This window comes from Aeoliella sp. (assembly GCF_965227375.1).
Lineage (GTDB): Bacteria > Planctomycetota > Planctomycetia > Pirellulales > Lacipirellulaceae > Aeoliella.
The window spans coordinates 3,234,987-3,252,816 of the sequence record NZ_CBDDFX010000002.1 but is presented as its reverse complement, the minus strand read 5'-3'; the positions used below and the strand labels follow the sequence as shown (position 1 = coordinate 3,252,816).

Here is a 17,830-nt window from a genome sequence, read left to right as displayed (position 1 = left end):
TCTATGCAGGTTGGGATTGTGAAACGGCTGGTCGGTCGAAGAAGGGGCTGTGGGGATCTTCGGGGTCGAGGGAACTGGACGCTGTGGACGCGCTCCCCTGAAGGATCGCAAAGACGCTCGGCAGCACAAAAAACGTGGCACACGTACCGAGCGTCAATCCACCAACGACGGCGCGTCCAAGCGGTGCGTTCTGCGCTCCCGCTTCGCCCCACGCCAAGGCCATCGGTAACATTCCGGCGATCATTGTGCTGGACGTCATCAGGACCGCGCGCAGGCGGCTCTCTGCCCCGGTGATTGCCGCCTCTTTTGGAGTAGCGCCTTCCCGCCGTTGTCTCTCGGCGAATGTGATCATCAGAATCGCATTCGACATCACCACGCCGACCGCCATGATGGCCCCGATAAACGACTGGATGTTGAGTGTCGTGCCGGTCAGGTACAGCAGAAGAACGATGCCGCTCAGTGCTGCCGGCGCTGTGGATGTGGCCGCCAACGCCAGCTTCAAAGACTGAAAATTGGCCGCGAGCAGCAGGAAGATACAAACAATTGAGATCAGCAGGCCAACTCCCAGTCCGCTCAAGATCTGTTCCATCGGAGGCAGTTGCCCTCGAATCTCTCGCTGTGCTCCCTTGGGAGGTTCCCCAGCACGTTCCAGCGCTTGAGCCACATCGCGAGTGACCGTTCCTAGATCAGTGTCGGCCGCGATATTGGCGGTCAACGTCACTTCGCGCATCATGTTATAACGGTCGAACTGTCCCGGCATGGTCCCTTCCTCGATGTCCGCGACATCGCGAACACGAATAACGCCTCCATTGCCGTTGGAATACATGCCGCTGGGCGGTGACGTTTCCCGGTGATTGGTGCTGATCGGAACTTCGGCAAGATCTTGCAGGGAATCGAGACCAGTCCCATCGCCATTTTCCCGGATGATTGAACGGGGAATCTCAACTTGAACTTGGTAGCCGATCCCGCTCTTGGGATCAGCCCAGAACAGCGGCTGAGTGAACCGCGTTGACGACGTCGCAGCGACCAGAGACCTGGCGACATCCTGCGGCGTTACTCCGGCCAGTCCGGCGCGCTCGCGATCGACGTTGACCTCGATCGTCGGATAGTCCAGCGACTGTGCGATCTGCAAGTCGCGCAACGCCGGAATCTTCGCGAGTTCCCCCTGAAGCTTTTGCGCATAGGCTCGATTGTCCGCAAGGCTTTTACCGCGTACCGCAATCTCCACCGGAGTCGGCGAACCGAAGCTCATCACTTCGTTGATGATGTCCGATGATTCAAACGAAAACCGAGTCTGAGCAAACTCGGGATCGTTGCTCAAACGCTCCCGTAGCCGTTGTTGCACTGTGGCTACGTCAATCTCAGCGTTGTCGTTCAGATCGACCCAGAGAACCGTTTCCTCTGGCCCGCGCGACCAATGAAAGACAGCGTTGATGGGATAACTGGACGGTACTGTTCCCACGTAACCCAACGTCACGTCAATGTTCTCTGAACCGAACTCCTCGCCCACCGCTTCGACGAGTTTTTTCGCCTTCTGTTCACTGATTCCCAAATGCGTCCCGTCCGGGGCTCTCATCCGGATACGAAACTGATCAGCGGCAACATGCGGGAAGATGTCGGTTCCGAGACGCGTCCCCACGCCTATGATGATGCCAGCGCAGACCACCAAGTATACCCCAACCAGAATCCATCGAGCCGGAAGCACCAGCGACAAACTCCGTCGATAGACTCCGCGGACTCGGTCCAGAATGGGAGCATGACTGCGACCCGCATCGGGGTGATTCCTGAGTAGCCACGTCAGCAGGACCGGCACGAAGGTACTCGATAGAATGTACGAGGCGACCATCGCAAAACCGACGGCCAGGGCCACGGGGACAAATAATGCGCGTGCCGCACCCTGAAGAAAAAATGACGAAACGAACACCGCCAGAATGCAGACCATCGCCAGAAAGCGAGGAACGATGGTCTCACCCGTTCCTTCCCGCACGGCTCTGGGCAGTGAGACTCCCTGTTCCAGCCGGGAGTGAATGTTCTCCACGGCGACAGTCGCTTCATCGACCAGGACACCGATCGCGAGCGCCAATCCACCGAGCGTCATCAGATTCAAAGTGTTGCCGGTGAGCCAGAGAGCCAGTGTTGAAACCAGCAACGCGAGCGGGATGTTGAGCACTACAACCAGAGAACTCCTCCAGTCGCGCAGGAACACCAGGATGAGGAGACCGACGAGAATCGCCCCAATCGCTCCCTCCATCGCCACTCCGGAGACGCCGCGTGTCACGTAGGGAGTCTGGTCGAACTCGAAGCTCACGCGGATATCATCCGGCAACACCGCTTGCATCTTCGGCAGTGCTTCTTTGATTGAGTTCACCACCGAGAGCGTGGACGCGTTGGCTCGCTTTGTCGCGAGGATGTAGACCGCTCTGCGCCCGTTGACGAGGGCGTAGCCATTGGGAGCGTCCATAAAGTCCGCGACCGAGGCGACGTCTCGCAAATAAACGGATTGTGTCGCTGACATGCGGATGGGCGCGTTTTTCAGATCGTTGATGTCTTTGACAACAGAGTTGACCGGGACGAGGGGATACTTGTCGCCGACGGGAATGTTCCCCGACGGACTCAGCCGGTTGTTCTGCGCCAAGGCAGCGGCCACTTCGTCGGGAGACATGCCATAGGCTTGCAATCTTTCGGGATCGACGGAGACGACAATCGTCCGCTGGCTTCCTCCAAAAGGAGGCGGAGCTGAGACGCCCGGCAACGAAGCGAACATAGGACGAACCTGAAAGAGCGCCAGATCCTGGATTTCGGCGATTGTACGTGTGTCACTTGACAGGACGAGCCGACCGACCGGGACACTTCCGGTGTCAAAACGCATCACGAATGGTGAAACGGTACCTGGCGGCATGAACGCCTGAGACCGGTTCACGTAGTTGATCGTTTCCGCCATCGCCTGAGCCATGTCCGTTCCGGGATGGAACGTCAATTTCATGAGCGCGACGCCTGCGATGTTGCGAGACTCAACGTGGTGAATTCCGCTGATGTAAAGAAAGTGGTACTCGTAATAATTCGTCAGGTAGCCTTCCATCTGTGTGGGGTCCATCCCCCCGTACGGCTGGCAGACGTAGATCACGGGCAAGTCAAGCGCTGGAAAAATATCGACTTCCATGCCCTGCGGAAGCGCCGCCGGCCACGGTAAACCAATCCCTTGGGCGATCGGTTTGCCGATTGCTGCCAAGCTCCCTAAGACAATCGCGACGACCACAATCATTACCGTGATCGGATGTCGGAGCGCGGTCTGAATCAATTGCATCGCAGGTTTCCTTCGCCACCCTTAAGAAAATGTTTTACTTGATACTCCGGCCGGTAACTGAAAAATCGTCGAACCTCGTTTGCGCATCTGCTTTCGTCCAGAGTCCGACGCGGCCGGCATCCGATAGCGTGTCGTCTCGCACACTGAGCTGAATGCCGTCAACATCACAGACGATCAGATCACCCTGCATCGCGACGGCCAGCTGGTGCCACTGATCCGCCGCAAGTTCCACGTCGACACTCGCTAGTTGCGTCCGTTTTCCGACAATGACTTTGTAGATTCGCAAGTTGTCTTCGAGCGGGTTGAAGCGGCAGATGTAATAGTGGTTCGCATCGACATAGCGCCACACGAACCCGCCGCCCTGATCGACTCTGCCAGCGACAGATTTGAACGACACCTTCAATTCGACATCGCGATAGCGAACATCCTCGGCAACGCACAGATTAAACATCGACCGAGGGCTTTCGGCTGTCTGTGCGAGAACGAAACCCGACCGCGACGGAGCAGACTCATCGGCCAAAACTTCCCATTTGCTGCCATCACCTTTGCCGGTCTGGGCGACTTCCCAGCCGGATGGCACTTTGCCGACGTCTTCGGCTGCAAAAGTCCACTCGCGAGTTTCGCCTTCAATGACGGGCGCTGAGTGATGCTCTGGTTCATCGTTCCGAGTGCAGCCACAGCACGGCGATAATACGGCGATTCCGAATCCGAATCCGAACATGATTGCTCTCCATACATTTATGTTCATGTTCCGTACTCCAACGAAATAGTCGGCCAAGGCATTGAACACTCAAGCCATGCGCGTATCTTCTCACAGATGTTCAACAAGTCCATTAAAGCAACATGAAACGTCTTTCATGTTGCAGAGTCGGCGTCTTTGCGAGGCAGTAGCACGGTGATCGTCGTGCCCTCGCCAGCCGTGCTGATGACATCTACTCGACCGCCGTGAGCCGATACGATGCTTTGCACGATGCTCAGGCCCAGCCCCGTGCCGCCAGCGTCGCGACTGCGAGACTTGTCGACGCGGTAAAAGCGATCAAACACACGCGGTAGGTGTTCATCATCAATCCCAATGCCGGTGTCCCGGACGGCGACGGCGATCATTCCGTCCTCTGCGGATACCGATACTTCAATGCGACCTTTTGACGGCGTGTACTTGATTGCATTGTCCAGCAGATTGTAAAGCACTTCGCGTAGCCGGTCGGCGTCACCCGCAACGATCGCTTCCGACAGCCCGCCAACCGTGAGTGTTTGCTGCTTTGCTTCGGCCAGCGGCCGCATTACGTCCGAAGCAGTGGCGACCAGTCGCGCCAAATTGAGAGGTTGTGATTCCAGCGGCACCAGTCCTGCATCTTCACGGGACAATGTCAGCAACTGATCCGTCAGCTTTGTGAGATGTTCGCACTCTTCGAGAACGCTACCGGCCAACGCCTGATACTCCCCGGCATCTGGTAACTGATTCATGGCGACTTCAGCTTCGGCTCTAATCACCGAAATCGGCGTTCGCAGCTCATGAGAGGCGTCGGCGGTGAAGCGTCTTACCTCGGCGAACGACTGTTCCAGCCGGGCGATCATGGAGTTGATTGTCTCCGCGAGCCGACCGAGTTCATCGTTGGCGTTGGGGACGTCGAGTCGCTGACTAAGATGTTCGGCTGTAATCTCATCCGTCGCTTGACGAATTTGTTCGACAGGAGCCAAAGCCCGTCGGGCTAGCGCGTACCCGAACCCACCAGCCAGCAACAGCGATAGCGGCAGAACAGTCAGCAGCACGGTTGCCAGTTCCCCAAGTTCTTCATGAACTTCATCCATCGGCAGCATCAAGATGACATCAAACCGGCGATCGTTGGCGTCCAGCGCACGCGTCAGCGTTCGCTGCCGACCGATTAATGGCATCTCTCGCGAATCAAACCGGATATTGTGTGTCGTACCGACTGGTGCCAACGGGACACTTTGTTCCGCCATCTGTTCGGTTCGGGCAACAACTTTTTCATCTTCATAAACGATACATAACGCCCCGGCGTGCTCGTGAAACTCTTCTATCCAATGTCGAATTCGAGCTTCAGGATTATTGACGCTTTGCAGGTCGTGTTCGAGTTCGTGAAATTGTTCAATCAATACTCGGTCGGTTTGTTCCAACATCGCATGACGCAACAGGCCGTAGATCAAGACTCCGACGACCAGCAACAATACGGCGAGGGCCACAGTGTTCCATAGTGTCAACCGCCAACGGATGCTCAGCCTGCTCATGACGCGTCCCTCACAACATAACCGACACCACGTACGGTATGGATCAACTGTTGCAGTCCCGGTCGTTCAACCTTCTTTCTCAGCAAACCCACGTAAACGTCGATGACATTTGTTAGCACACCCATGGGCTCATGCCACACGTCGCGAGCCAGCATATCCCGAGTGACGACGGTATCGGCGTTGCGCACGAAATACGCCAGCAATTCAAACTCGCGGAGGCTCAGTTCGATCTCTTCACCATCGCGCACGACGCGGCGGGCGACGAGGTCCATTTCCAGATCACCAACCAGGAGCATCAATTTCCGCTCGCCGGTGTCGCGTCGCAGCAATGCCCGTAGCCGGGCCAGCAACTCGGCAAAGGCAAACGGCTTCACAAGGTAGTCGTCCGCTCCGCTATCAAGCCCAACAACGCGATCATCTACGCTGTCTCGTGCGGTGAGGATCAGAACCGGTTGCGAAAACCCACCCGAACGCAGATCGCGCAGCACTTGAATTCCATCGCGTCTCGGAAGCATCAAATCTAGAAGTACTGCATCAACCTTCTCGGTGGTGGCCGCATAGTAGCCTTCCTCTCCCGTGGTCGCTGTAATGACTTCGTACCCATCCTGTTCCAGCCCCTTTTTTAGGCTGGCCAACAGTTTCTTCTCGTCCTCGACAATCAGTACACGCGACATCTATCAATCTCCTCCGTCTGATTATGGACAGTCGCAGCCGAATACGAAATGAACGCAATATGAAAAGCTTTTCATGTTCCCCCCAAAGGGTTGCTGACAAGCTAGTCGACGCGCATGATCACTTACAGAAAGTAAAGTAAGGTGTTGAGATGCTTAGCACCGCCAACTCGAACAGAAACCCGCACAAGGAGTGTGAGCAAATGACCAATTCTTCACGTCGCAATTTCCTGTTTGCCTCATCGGGCGCAGTCGCCGGAAACATGCTGGTCGGTGGGCTTGCCGAAGCCGCGGACCACGAGACGCACGGCCTGGATTTTTCGCACAGCGGACTGGTCACCGGGAACCCCAAGCCACTGAAGCACAAATCGATTCCGGGCTTCCTGAGCGCCGAACAGATCGCACCACACCATACCGCGCATTACGGTGGTGCGCTCAAGGGCTACACGGCGGCGGACTCCCGTATCGAAGAAGCGGTGAAGTCCGGGCAGTCGTTGGATGCGGCCGCATACGGCGCGCTCAAGCGGGCCGTCAACAGCAAGAGCAACAGCGTCGTGCTGCACGAAATGTACTTCGACGGCCTCGCGCCAGTAGCACCCGATCCGGCCGCCGACATTCGCGCCGCGATTGAGAAACGCTTCGGGTCAATCGAGAAGTGGTCGGACGACTTCGCCGCCTCCGCGAAAGGGGCTGCGGGCTGGGCCATGCTCGTCAAACATCCCGTCAACGGGAAGCTCTACAACGTCGTCAGCGACGAACACGCGATGGGCGTGCTTTGGATGGCTACTCCGCTGATTGTCGTCGACACCTACGAACACGCGTTCTACATCGACTACCAGAATCGCAAATCCGAGTACGTCGATAAATTCATTGAACACATCGATTGGAATGAAGCCAACGTTCGGTATCAGGCACAAGGATAGCCGTTATCAGCAACGCATCACGGAATCACAGGAGTTGCCGGGTCGGGTAGTGCCGATGCCGTTCCAGGTGGAGCGGTCACCGGCCAGCCGAGCGCCCATTGTAAACGGAATTGGGCTTCGTTGTAGTCCATCACCGCACTCAGGTACGCCCGGCGCGCATCCTCCAGGGCCTGTACGGACTGCAACACTTCCAGGGGCAGTCCTTGGCCATCGCGGATACGGCTGTAGTTTCTTTGGTAGGAGTTTTCTGCCGATCGAATCGCCCGCTTCGTGATAGTGATCCGCTCGGCTCGCCGGAGTACCTGTGCATGAGCCTCATTCACTTCTCGCGCGACCTGATCCATGACGCGAATTTTCTCGAATTTTGCCTGTTGAATTCGTGATGTGGCTTCACGGCGTGCGGCACGTTCGCCGAATCCCAGATTACGAACTTCCCAAGTCATCAAGGCGTCGAAATCATAGCGGCCATCGACGTTGTCCAGGTTATCTCCGAGTCCACCGCCGAACCCTCCGGTGCTGAACCCCAGGAGCACGCTGGGAACGAACGGGGCATACTTTTGGCGACGGTATTGCTCGCAGGCGGCGGCCACCAGCGCCTGCGACTCCTTCAACTCGGGACGGTTGGACAGCCCGGTGCTGATCAGCGAGGACTTGTCCATGTCCAAAGAGACCAGATCGATGGGCACGACGGTCGGGTCGAGCGGCGCGATAGGGCGGTCCGCCGCAATGCTCAAAGCCTGGGCTAAGCGGGCCGATGCCACATCGATCCGTTCGCGGGCCGAAACGAGGCGGTTCTCCACGAGGGTTCGTTCTGTTTCCAACCGATCTGCGTCCGCTTGCAGACCTTGACCCGTCGATGCGAAATCACTTGTGAGTTTCGCAAGGTCATCCGTGCGATCGCGTGACTCGTCAAGAATGCGCGCGTCCTGGTGTGCGTTCAACAGTTCCAGGTAGGCAACGGCCACGTTCAGAAGCTGCTCGTTCATCACACCGTTGGCGGCATGGCCACGCGCCCAGGCCGTTTTCTGTGCGATCTCCGGCTGAAAGATCGCATCGGCCAGATGAAACCGTGCGACGATTCCGGGGTTTGGAGTCGTCCCTGCTCCCGTGGCACCATTACCGAGGCCATACTGAAACGAGTTACGATTCACGTCAACAATCCTACCATCGCTGGCTTGGTAGTTTCCATCGTGCTTATGGAAGCTGAAACCCGCTTGCAGCGAAGGGAGCCACAGAACTTCAGCCTGATCGAGCTGCGCATAGGCTTCCTGCACCCGCCACTGGGCAAATCCGACCGCCGGATGCTTTCCGCCAACCATGGACAGCGCCGTCGGCAAATTCATGTCGACCACGTCGAGTGTCGGCTCGACAACGGGATCCGGGATTGGCGCGACTTGCGATGGCGACGAATCGATCGCGCGCAACGCGGGATAATCGTAGGTGTCACTTTCATTAATCGCATCGCCGCTGGCGACAATCACCTTCGAATTGTCAGCTCGATCTTCGACAAGTTCCAATCGATACTGCTTCCCGTCGATGATGAGCGTTCTCTGTTGACCGTCGTGTTGCGGTGCGTCCAATCGATGCCCGACGGTACGCACTGGGGCCACTGAGTCGGCCGCCTCTTGCTGGTTTTTTGGCGACTGTCGGGCGAGCGACGGTCCATCGTTTGGCGCGCGAAGTTGTGGACGCGTCAATGTGGACTGCTGCAAATTGGTCGTCGTTGACGCATCGGCATATTCGCTAGAAACCGCAAACTCAGCACGGCCGGGTGCGGTTGCTGGCTTCGCCGGACCGGTGCTGGCGATCTGCCGGTTTCCGGCACAGCCCGACGTGGCAAGCAGAAGAGTTAGACATATAAGACGACACATCACGGTTCCTCCCTGAAACGCGTCAACTCAGTCGGAACGGGTCGAACTGTCCGAATGAAGTCGATCGAACTCTGTTTTGCTTGTGGTTCTTTTCGGCAACCTTTTTGTCGTTGAAGACCTGGAAACGGTAAGATGAAACAGTTTTAATGCAGTTGTTCCCACTATTCCGACTTTAATGGTTGTGCCGACCATACCAGAATGCTCGTGAGAAGTTCGCCGGACGGCTTGGTATCTGCATCTTTCAGGGGGGCCGTCAGGCTTGAATACGTAACCGGCATACATCAAGTGGGATCGCTGTGTGGCGTAACCGGACACGAAGTTATTATCCTTCACACTCGAAAAATGATTCAGGTTGGAAGGGCTGCACAACCGTGCGACGCAGCTGCAGCGCGGAGTGCGGAATTGGGACGTAATTCATGCGTGCTCTGGCTGAATTGACAGACCGTTGGATCGCCAAGAGTTGTCGCCGAACAGGTGCGAAGCGTGCATAAGGTACACGGCTAAAGTCGAAGGCTAGATTCTCTGGTGAGCGCTGACATGCTCGATCCAAGAAAAACGCCTTAAGCGCTTTGAAGGTCTGCGGATCAATGCGAACGCACGCATGCCACTTCGGCCGACCGCCAGTTGGCGTGACGCCGCTTCGGCGATAGCTGATCGAATATCCTTCGAACTTGATTGGGTGCCTCCGACAATCGCGAATTCGATTTCGTTCCTGCTGCTTGAATGAGTGATGTCCTTCAGTCACAAGGAGAAGGAACCAATGGCCGTAGCGGATGTATTGCATGTTCGCCAGGCCACGCTGCTTGCGATGAGCCCGTTGCCGGTCCGTTAGGTCGATCCCGTACTTCGCGATGAGCTTCCGATCGACGGTTGCGGGATCTTTGCTTCTCGGAATCCGGCCGGTCACGTACCACCAGTAGCCGTGTCGCAGGTACGATACAGCGACCTGCTGAACGAGTCCTTCTGGTGATGCTGCGACGCAACGGTATGACATCGTTCCTCACGGTTTCTTCGAGTCAGAAAAAGATGGGGCTGTTGCGGCCAACCCCAATGCCGTCTTCTCCTTAGAGAAATCCCTGGCATCAGCGACCGTGGTGCGGTACGGGTTGCCTTGGCCTCGACACGACAGAAGTCGCGGCCAAGGGCCAGCATCGTCACCACAGAAGCCTGCGAGCATCACGCACTGTCGCTTTGTCTGCACTGGTTTCGTCAGTGCACTTCCACAATACATAGTGCCCACAAAAAAGAACCTCGGCCGCACAATCGACGGGTCGCAAGACACAAGTCGAGTGTGCGTCGTCAGTCCGCCGCCAAAGCTGGCTGCTCTTCCGAACAACCAGCTCTAGCCGCATCGCTGCCAGCCAAGGAAGCCGACGCTCACCATTGAGCGCCAGCCATACATCACCTGACGGAGTCTTCGGTTGCACTGTGCAACCTCAAGCTCCTCAGCCCTTTCGTTCCTGCCCTTTGACCGGGACATCACTCCCAATCGGCAGACGGGTCGCGACTGCCTTGCCGCGCGTGATCGAACGCACTCGAATGTGCGCGTTCATGTCCGAGCCTTCGCTCGAAACACCGTTCGCAGTTCCCCACGAGTTCTACTCAGGCCACGCTCCCACACTACGGCGTTTGGCGTGACAAAGTCACGCTTACTTTCACATGGCCGACCAGACCATGCACCGGGTAGCCAAACCCGGAAGCCACAGCGCTTCCTGCGTTAGTGTCGATCTTCGACTCTGAAGTCACGTCGCTAGCGCCAATGATGACGCGGTCCGCGTGGGTATGTGCTGCCTTCCGGCCAGCCATACTTTCCAGCCATTCACAAAATGACTGATTTCCCACCTACGAAACCAGAAGCTCGGGGTACCAACCCCACACGGATTTTCACGGTTCGGCACCGTCGCTTCAGAATCTCACTGGCAAGCGCTTTCTTACGTATTCGATTGCGCCTTTCATGGTTGAGCTTTTCGCCGCCGGTCGTTTAAACCAGTCGCCGAGGTGGTCAGACCCCGGTGCCTTCTGTCACCAAAAGACAACTCCCCACGCCAGCCGCGTTGAACGAACTCGCCCAAGGCAAGCCCGGACCCCACGGACGGGATTTGCACCCGCTTTGTTCGCTACGGTTCTCGCAGCAAAGAAGTGAACTATCACTTCACCGACACGGCCTCGCTCGACAACAAGTTGTAAGCGAAGTTTTTCCGCATCGCCCTTCTTCCCCTTTCCTGTCGCGACCCACTCTCCGCGACAGGCAACAGAACGGCCATGCCGCATTGGATAGAACGCTGGGATTACTTCGATCTTCGAACCCTTCTTCCATACGAGGGAAGCGTGAGTTCAATCGAGATTACTCCAACGAGCCTCCATCGCTCTGGGCGAACGCCTCTCGACGTACCCAGCGCTAAGAGCCGGCACAGCGTCTGACGACGCGGGAAGCTGGCAAGGCTTCCAGTTCTTATCCGCGGCTGATGAGACCACGATTCCCGAACCTGCCGTCTCCGTCAGGAGACATCAGCTCAATCACTCTTCGTTCGACGGCTATCGCCGCCGATTTCGAGCGAATGCGTTTTTGCATGAGCATGACGACCGGCGAGTGGAGTACTCGCCTACAGGACCCTTCATAGCAGTACCGCCGAAAAAGTCATCGTTTCGAGAGAAATTCGTCAGAATACGGCAATGTTTGACTGGAAAATGTTTTCCGTGGTATCGACTCAGGAATGGAAAACGAATCGTTTCCTGATGAACGGCTGGTCTTTGTGGACCTCGAAACGGGCGGCCTTGAAACCTGGCGACCGATCCTTCAAATCGCTGCGATTTCGGTTGCCAGCGACGGGAGTGAGTTGGAAACGTTCGAGTCAAAACTCCGATTCGATGAGAATGTCGCCGACCCAAATTCGCTCCGTAAAAACCACTATTCGCGTGCACGCTGGCATCGAGAAGCTCGCTCCGCATGCGTGGTGGCTGAAGCGTTTGCTCAATTCCTCATGCGTCACGCGACCATCGATCAAGGAAGAAGCCTTGCTACAGGCACTCGATGAAGTGCGACTACGAATCAACAGCAACGTGCGGATTTTTTAGTCGGCGAAGCCTTTACTCGCACGTGAAAATCGTGGTACATCTCGGAAATGTTACGATCGTTTGTTGGAACATTTGACGCAGCAGGTTTGCGAACGCTCAGAAGCGAAGACGATGCAATCGAATCGGAGAGCTACCCGATAGCCTATCCCATTGGATCGGTCCCGTTTTGGGCCATCCTCGATTCGTCTGAGTTGCCATCGATCCACAATGCGTTAGCTCAGGGATGCCGCAGCCGCGCGTGGGAGTTGCTCGCCCAACAAGCCAGATGTTTCGGCCGTCTGTGCGGATGATGCTGCAAACCGAGTGCGATTGCACGCTGCCAGAGACGTTTCCGAATTGGGGACGTTGTACGGCCACGGCCTGCATCGTACGCTAAATCGATGGACGCGACCGAAACAACGCACAGCGAGCATTCGTCGAAACCTCTCCTACTCTCCGCCGGCTTGGCGGGACTGACCTTTGCTGTCTGGGCGGCGGCTCCGACAAGTTTTCTGCTTGGCTATCTTTGTTTGCTCGTCTCAGCGCTCATTGGTCTGGTGATGAAGACCTGGCTGGAGGTCCGCGCACGTCCTCAACAACCGCCACTCCTGGAGCTGTTGCTCAGTCTGGCGAGCGATCCGGAGCTGGCGACGCTCCATGCGTCTCTTGCCGACGCTCTGCAGGACGTCTCCAGTCGCACGGACCCAACGTTCCGCAAACTTGCACTCTCCCGACTGAATTCCATTGCCGCTGATTGCGCATTATTGGCCAAGGGGCAGGTCGCATTCACTTCTACCGAGAGCTGGCGCGTCGTCTACGAAGAGCTGCTCCGCAGTCCCGGCCTGCATCTCTATCGGTCGGTCGCCTATGTCGAGTCGGCGCACTACTGGCAGGATGGACCTGGACAGCAGAGCACACAACTCAATCTTGAACTGCACGACGAAGGCACGATCCGTATAGAACGCACTGCCATTATCGCGGATCATCTGTGGCCGGCGTCGGATCTCTTTCCGGTCGATCCGCTGCACTCCTGGCTCGACCAACAACATCGCTACGGCATCTGGCTCCGTTTGGTCCGAGAATCGGCGTTGGAAAACGATTCCGAACTGTTGTGTGATTTCGGAATTTATGGGACGCGCGCAGTCGGGATGCAGACCGCAGATCCAGCCGGACGGACGATTCGATTTCTGCTCGATTTCAACTTCGCGAAGATTCAGGAAGCTGAAGCCGTGTGGAATCGACTCGGCGTGTATGCCATCTCCTACCGAGAACTACTGGATCAGCAGCACTGATCAGGTTACGATCAAGTCAGGAGTTGATGAGGCCATGCCCGAATTGCTGTATCTGGATACGGCACGGTTGGGCCTGATGTCACCGCAAGCCTGCCGTGCCTCGGTCGATTTTGCTCGCTTTTCCAGCGAATACGGTGCCACGCTGTACTTGACTGACTTTCTGAAAGATGGCTTCGCTTCTCTCCCATCTACTATCCGCGACGGGTATTGTGGTCTCGAAGACTGGCGTGGCGTATCGACTCTGCGGCAATCGCTACGCGTCTTGTCTGACTCTCAATGCGACAGCAACGTCTTGATCGCATCTCGTGCCGCGTCCTTGATGAAACTGGCGGCTCGGCTGTTGGTTCGTCCCTGTCACAACATTCTCGTCACCGACCTGAGCTGGCCAGCCTACGACCGGATTCTGCGTCGTGCCGCCAATAATCGCGGCTACAAAGTCACGAACGTACGGATTCGACGGGATATCCTGAAACGCCAGCTCACCGCTGATGAACTGACCGACAAGATCGCCGCACAGTTTGTCCGGGACGTTTGCGATGGACTGTTTTTACCGTTGGTTGACAATCTGGGAGTCCAGTTGCCGGTTCGCCGCATCGTCGATCGGATTCGGAAGGAAGCCGAATTGCGTTTCGTCGTTCTCGATGCGGCGCAAGCCTACAATCATGTGCCGCTTGCATTGGCGTCGAATTACTGTGATTTTGTGATTGCCGGATGCCATAAGTGGTTACGAGCCTTCACTCCGATGGGCGTCGGCTTCTTCGGCCATCCCGCCACGGCAGACTATATTCGTGATTCGACACAGAGATGGACGCAGCAAGGGGCAATCGACGATCCCCTCATGCGATTTGCCGACGAACTCGATGGCGGAGCGTGTCAGCGGTTTGGTGAAACCGTGTCGCTTTCGCCGATGCTGACGTCCAATGCCGCTGCTATCGATGCACTGCGGAATCGAAAGGCAACCGATGCGGCAACCGACAATGAACTTATCCTGACATCCATGGCCGCCTCGCTTGGGTGGCGCGTGCGGACACCCTGCGACGATCTCCGTTCGCGGATCGTTCTCCTGCAATCCCCACGCGATTCCGATCGCCACGTCTCTCCGGAAATGCTTCGCCGTCGATTCCTCAACCGAAGTATCGCCCTGTCGGCCTACGCCCGCGGAATCGTCCGTGTGTCGCTTCCCAGTCGCCCGTTCTCCGTTGACGACTGTGCTGCGTTGCAAACTGCACTGTCCAGCACGGCGTAACAATCGCCGTCTTTCTCGATTGATGCCCAGCCAGGGTCTCGCTGTGGCCTCTCGCATCATGGCACGCCGGTCAAGGTCCGCGTTCGCCGGGGGCGACCGCTGCTGCTTTCGCTTGCGCGAAAGACTCCACCTAGACCTGTCGTGCCGTGTGAAGGCAACCACCGGCATTGAAAACGACTGACGACGAGATCGAAAGGCCGGTTCTCGATCTCGATCCAACGGAGGGAAACGATGAAAACGAACCAGAACGCAATCACGCAGATCATGGATGGTCTATTCCGCGAACACGTCAACGAGAGCGCCCAGCAAGGTTTCGTCGACACGAACGAATCTCAGCAAGTCATTCTTTGCGACCTGCTGACCGACATTCGTCACTACTGCCGTCAGCAAGGGATCGATTTCGAGTTGGCGTTGCGGTTGTCTCAAATGCACTTCGAGGCGGAGACCACGAATCGATAGCACATCGATGCTTGACGCACATGGCTCGGATGCCAGGGCTTCTACGCGTTTTCTCAAAAGGGGACTCCTCTCCGGCCCTTCTGACGATGTCACGGCGGTCAAGGTCCGCGTCCGCCGTTGGCGAACGCTGCTGCTTTCGCATTCGCGAAAGGCTCCACCTTGACCTGCCGTGGGTTCCCGGTTTCGGGCCGTCGGCAGGCCCATCACTTAATTGAATGAATTCTTGCGAAGGCCGATTCGCACAAACGGAGAAACCATCATGTCATTAACAGTGAAAGAAAAAGAGCATTGGAAAGAACGCATTGCAAGACGGATTGATCACGCGATTGAGGAGTTGCAGTCGAACGAAGATCCTGGATTCTATGATCGAATTCACAAGGAGGCCGACGAAGAAGCGTGGAACACTCTGGGGCTCAAGGCGTTGCGAGATGAATGGCAAGACAATGCCAAGGCACAGAACCAACTTCGTAAACGCGAGGAACAAATCTATCGCGAGATGTACGCCCGCGTTTCGGGAGTTCCCATCGACGAAGTTGGTCAGCACTACAGCACTCCCTTCGAAGTCCAGAGAGCCATCAAACGGCGAAGAGACGTTCATGTTCGTGAATTCTTGTCGACCACTGAACTCGGCCAAAGAATTCTCCAGCTGCAGCAGGAGAAGGAAGAACTGCTCGATACCGTCTGGCTCGCCACATCGCCCAGCCAGATCAAGGAACTGTGGAGCCGATTTTCGGAACTGCTGAAGTGGCGGCCGCCCCAACTCCAGAAGGATGCCTTGTCTATCCAGCCGCCGGCCACGGACTCCTAGCATTGACCTGACGCTTCAGCCGCCCGGTTCTCGGGCGGCCACATCCCTACCTTCGTTCAACAAGACCTTCACGACATCCCCCCATTTCTTTGCGCTTTGCTCAGCATTGTGCTATCCCTGCCACACTCCGTTCTCTCTTCAGTAGCTTCGGGAACACGTGACTGCCCCGCTTTCGATTGACTCGTCCCAGCCACTCGAAAGCCGGTGGCGTGCATTGGTTCAATTTCGAGGTTTACCAAATGCCGGGGAGAAAGATTGAAGAACGCGTTGGTCACTGGCACGCAAATTAGGTGTCACAGCTCCTAACTGGCCGTTCAGCGAGTGGATCTGGACCAGCAGTTGACCGCACTGCGGTCTTTTGAATGGCAAGAATCAACCGCACTCACAGAACTACCGTCGCCGGTGCGCTCATGATCGAAAAGTAGCTCACCAAACCACGAGCCTTCATTGGCCCATTCTGGCCGTCGACATCCATCGAAGACGCCTCGTTCGCATTTAAGGGGGGCTCGTCAGCGGCCCTTCTGAGTCTGCCACGGCGGTCAAGGTCCGCGACCGCCGTCGGCGTCCGCTGCTGCTTTCGCTCGCGCGAAAGGCTCCACCTTGACGTGCCGTGCTCGCATCCATGCGGGCCGCCGGCAGGCCCGATTCACTTTTCCGGTTGCAGATGCCGGCTGCAACTACTTCTCGAAGGAGAATCGACATGAAAGAAGATCGTGCAAAGAAATTGGCGGATGATGCTTTGGCAGAGCTGAAGGCTCAACTCGAAGCCGGACACAGCGAAACACTGCTGAAGTTCATCGAATGCGTCAGCCGCTTCCACCACTACTCCTGGCGAAACTGCATGCTGATTGCGCTGCAGAATCCGGGGGCCACCCAGGTTGCCGGGTTTCGCAAGTGGCTCGAACTGAAACGATACGTACGCAAAGGAGAGAAGGGCATCGCCATTCTCGCGCCGCTCACGTATCGCCGCAAGGTCGAGGCGGATGACGGTCGTGAGCAGACGGAGTCGGGGGTGCGGGGATTTCGAGTCGTCCACGTGTTCGACGTCAGTCAAACCGAGGGCGAGGAACTTCCCGAGCTGGCACATATCAAAGGTGATCCCGGTGATCTGCTCGAAGGTCTGGAAACTCTTGTTCGTGAATCCGGGATCGAGCTGCGGTACGAGGTGCTTCCTCTTGGGACAAAGGGTGTTTCCGAGAAGGGATCAATTGTGGTCGCCGAAGGTCTTGGTGCAGCGGAACGTTTCGCCGTACTGACCCATGAGTTAGCTCACGAGTGGTTACATGGCGCGGAACGTCGTCAGGAGACGACTATGACTGTCCGGGAAACTGAGGCAGAAGCTGTAGCGTACGCCGTCTGTAGCGCTCTCGGCCTCGACTGTTCAACTCATAGTTCAGACTACATCCAACTGTATCAAGGCGACACGGAAGTCCTCAGCCAGTCACTGGCACTGATCCAGCAGACAGCGACCAGGGTCATCAGGGCGTTGACCTCTGCAAAGCAGGATGAGGAGGTCGCGGCATGAACGACTACCATGAGCACCTGACCATTCATCCAATCGTGCGACAGATCATCGACCGCGATTGTCATATTGGCATTTCGAATCGCGCCGTCATTCGGCATGTGATCTCGAAACTCCGGAGCGGAATGAACACCTTCCGGCAAATGTCCAAAGCGGACCGACGCGATCTGATGCGGCAATGCATTGCAAGGCATCGTGAGAATCAGGAACTGTATGTCGATGTCATGAGAGGCTGGTCGTCGCTGGGAATGACGCATCCTAAGTTCCGCAGGACGGAAAGAGGCAAGTGATGGCGTTGCGATTGCAAGCCAAATCTCGCTCCGAAAGGGTGCGAACGTAGGAATCGCCGAGTGGTCGGAGGAATCACCCAGTCGAACCCGATTCGAGTACCGAGGTCAGGTTGCTGCACGCCACTTGGCCTCGTTTTTTCATT

The 17,830-nt window shown here is 56.7% G+C and carries 13 protein-coding genes; 8 read left to right on the top strand and 5 right to left on the bottom strand.

Annotated features, from left to right (window positions below):
- Nucleotide 1: 1 nt before the first annotated feature.
- The 4 genes from ACQK2L_RS25895 to ACQK2L_RS25880 form a co-directional block, all read right to left on the bottom strand.
- Complete coding sequence (locus ACQK2L_RS25895) at nt 2-3,304, bottom strand: efflux RND transporter permease subunit (RefSeq protein ID WP_425399945.1); 3,303 nt, start codon at nt 3,302-3,304, stop codon at nt 2-4.
- A gap of 34 nt (nt 3,305-3,338) precedes the next feature.
- Nucleotides 3,339-4,025 (bottom strand): hypothetical protein, encoded by a 687-nt coding sequence (locus ACQK2L_RS25890; protein ID WP_425399944.1) that lies wholly within the window; start codon nt 4,023-4,025, stop codon nt 3,339-3,341.
- 134 nt (nt 4,026-4,159) lie between these two features.
- Entirely contained in the window at nt 4,160-5,551 is a 1,392-nt protein-coding gene (locus ACQK2L_RS25885; RefSeq protein WP_425399943.1) for a sensor histidine kinase, read from the bottom strand.
- Nucleotides 5,548-6,225 (bottom strand): response regulator transcription factor, encoded by a 678-nt coding sequence (locus ACQK2L_RS25880; protein WP_425399942.1) that lies wholly within the window; start codon nt 6,223-6,225, stop codon nt 5,548-5,550. The genes ACQK2L_RS25885 and ACQK2L_RS25880 overlap by 4 nt, the downstream gene beginning before the upstream one ends.
- A 200-nt stretch (nt 6,226-6,425) precedes the next feature.
- Here ACQK2L_RS25880 and ACQK2L_RS25875 point away from each other — a divergent pair, with 200 nt between their 5' ends.
- A complete protein-coding gene (locus tag ACQK2L_RS25875) occupies nt 6,426-7,145 on the top strand; it encodes a superoxide dismutase (RefSeq protein ID WP_425399941.1) in 720 nt (239 codons plus the stop codon).
- A 17-nt stretch (nt 7,146-7,162) separates the two neighbouring features.
- Here ACQK2L_RS25875 and ACQK2L_RS25870 read toward each other — a convergent pair whose 3' ends face one another.
- Nucleotides 7,163-8,662 carry a TolC family protein gene (locus ACQK2L_RS25870; protein WP_425399940.1) on the bottom strand — a complete coding sequence of 500 codons (1,500 nt, stop codon included), beginning with the start codon at nt 8,660-8,662 and terminating at the stop codon, nt 7,163-7,165.
- Nucleotides 8,663-11,730: 3,068 nt separating this feature from the next.
- Between ACQK2L_RS25870 and ACQK2L_RS25865 the strand changes: the two genes are divergently transcribed.
- The 7 genes from ACQK2L_RS25865 (at nt 11,731) to ACQK2L_RS25835 (ending at nt 17,687) form a co-directional block, all read left to right on the top strand.
- Entirely contained in the window at nt 11,731-12,051 is a 321-nt protein-coding gene (locus ACQK2L_RS25865; protein WP_425399939.1) for a hypothetical protein, read from the top strand.
- 420 nt (nt 12,052-12,471) lie between these two features.
- Nucleotides 12,472-13,362 (top strand): hypothetical protein, encoded by an 891-nt coding sequence (locus tag ACQK2L_RS25860; protein ID WP_425399938.1) that lies wholly within the window; start codon nt 12,472-12,474, stop codon nt 13,360-13,362.
- Nucleotides 13,322-14,608, top strand: coding sequence for an aminotransferase class V-fold PLP-dependent enzyme (locus ACQK2L_RS25855; protein ID WP_425399937.1), 1,287 nt, complete (start codon nt 13,322-13,324; stop codon nt 14,606-14,608). Before ACQK2L_RS25860 ends, ACQK2L_RS25855 begins: the two co-directional genes overlap by 41 nt.
- A gap of 231 nt (nt 14,609-14,839) precedes the next feature.
- Nucleotides 14,840-15,067 carry a hypothetical protein gene (locus ACQK2L_RS25850; RefSeq protein ID WP_425399936.1) on the top strand — a complete coding sequence of 76 codons (228 nt, stop codon included), beginning with the start codon at nt 14,840-14,842 and terminating at the stop codon, nt 15,065-15,067.
- 259 nt (nt 15,068-15,326) lie between these two features.
- Nucleotides 15,327-15,875, top strand: a complete 549-nt coding sequence (locus tag ACQK2L_RS25845; RefSeq protein ID WP_425399935.1) for a hypothetical protein — start codon at nt 15,327-15,329, stop codon at nt 15,873-15,875.
- A 700-nt stretch (nt 15,876-16,575) separates the two neighbouring features.
- The gene (locus tag ACQK2L_RS25840; RefSeq protein ID WP_425399934.1) at nt 16,576-17,400 is read left to right on the top strand and encodes an ArdC-like ssDNA-binding domain-containing protein; all 825 of its coding nucleotides are present in this window, start codon (nt 16,576-16,578) and stop codon (nt 17,398-17,400) included.
- Entirely contained in the window at nt 17,397-17,687 is a 291-nt protein-coding gene (locus ACQK2L_RS25835; protein WP_425399933.1) for a hypothetical protein, read from the top strand. Before ACQK2L_RS25840 ends, ACQK2L_RS25835 begins: the two co-directional genes overlap by 4 nt.
- Nucleotides 17,688-17,830: the final 143 nt, after the last annotated feature.

Coding starts and splice junctions, on each gene's coding strand:
- ACQK2L_RS25880 (WP_425399942.1), bottom strand. CDS start 6,225: ATGTCGCGTGTACTGATTGTCGAGGACGAGAAGAAACTGTTGGCCAGC.
- ACQK2L_RS25875 (WP_425399941.1), top strand. CDS start 6,426: ATGACCAATTCTTCACGTCGCAATTTCCTGTTTGCCTCATCGGGCGCA.
- ACQK2L_RS25855 (WP_425399937.1), top strand. CDS start 13,322: ATGCCATCTCCTACCGAGAACTACTGGATCAGCAGCACTGATCAGGTT.
- ACQK2L_RS25865 (WP_425399939.1), top strand. CDS start 11,731: ATGGAAAACGAATCGTTTCCTGATGAACGGCTGGTCTTTGTGGACCTC.
- ACQK2L_RS25850 (WP_425399936.1), top strand. CDS start 14,840: ATGAAAACGAACCAGAACGCAATCACGCAGATCATGGATGGTCTATTC.
- ACQK2L_RS25845 (WP_425399935.1), top strand. CDS start 15,327: ATGTCATTAACAGTGAAAGAAAAAGAGCATTGGAAAGAACGCATTGCA.
- ACQK2L_RS25895 (WP_425399945.1), bottom strand. CDS start 3,304: ATGCAATTGATTCAGACCGCGCTCCGACATCCGATCACGGTAATGATT.
- ACQK2L_RS25890 (WP_425399944.1), bottom strand. CDS start 4,025: ATGTTCGGATTCGGATTCGGAATCGCCGTATTATCGCCGTGCTGTGGC.
- ACQK2L_RS25835 (WP_425399933.1), top strand. CDS start 17,397: ATGAACGACTACCATGAGCACCTGACCATTCATCCAATCGTGCGACAG.
- ACQK2L_RS25840 (WP_425399934.1), top strand. CDS start 16,576: ATGAAAGAAGATCGTGCAAAGAAATTGGCGGATGATGCTTTGGCAGAG.
- ACQK2L_RS25860 (WP_425399938.1), top strand. CDS start 12,472: ATGGACGCGACCGAAACAACGCACAGCGAGCATTCGTCGAAACCTCTC.
- ACQK2L_RS25885 (WP_425399943.1), bottom strand. CDS start 5,551: ATGAGCAGGCTGAGCATCCGTTGGCGGTTGACACTATGGAACACTGTG.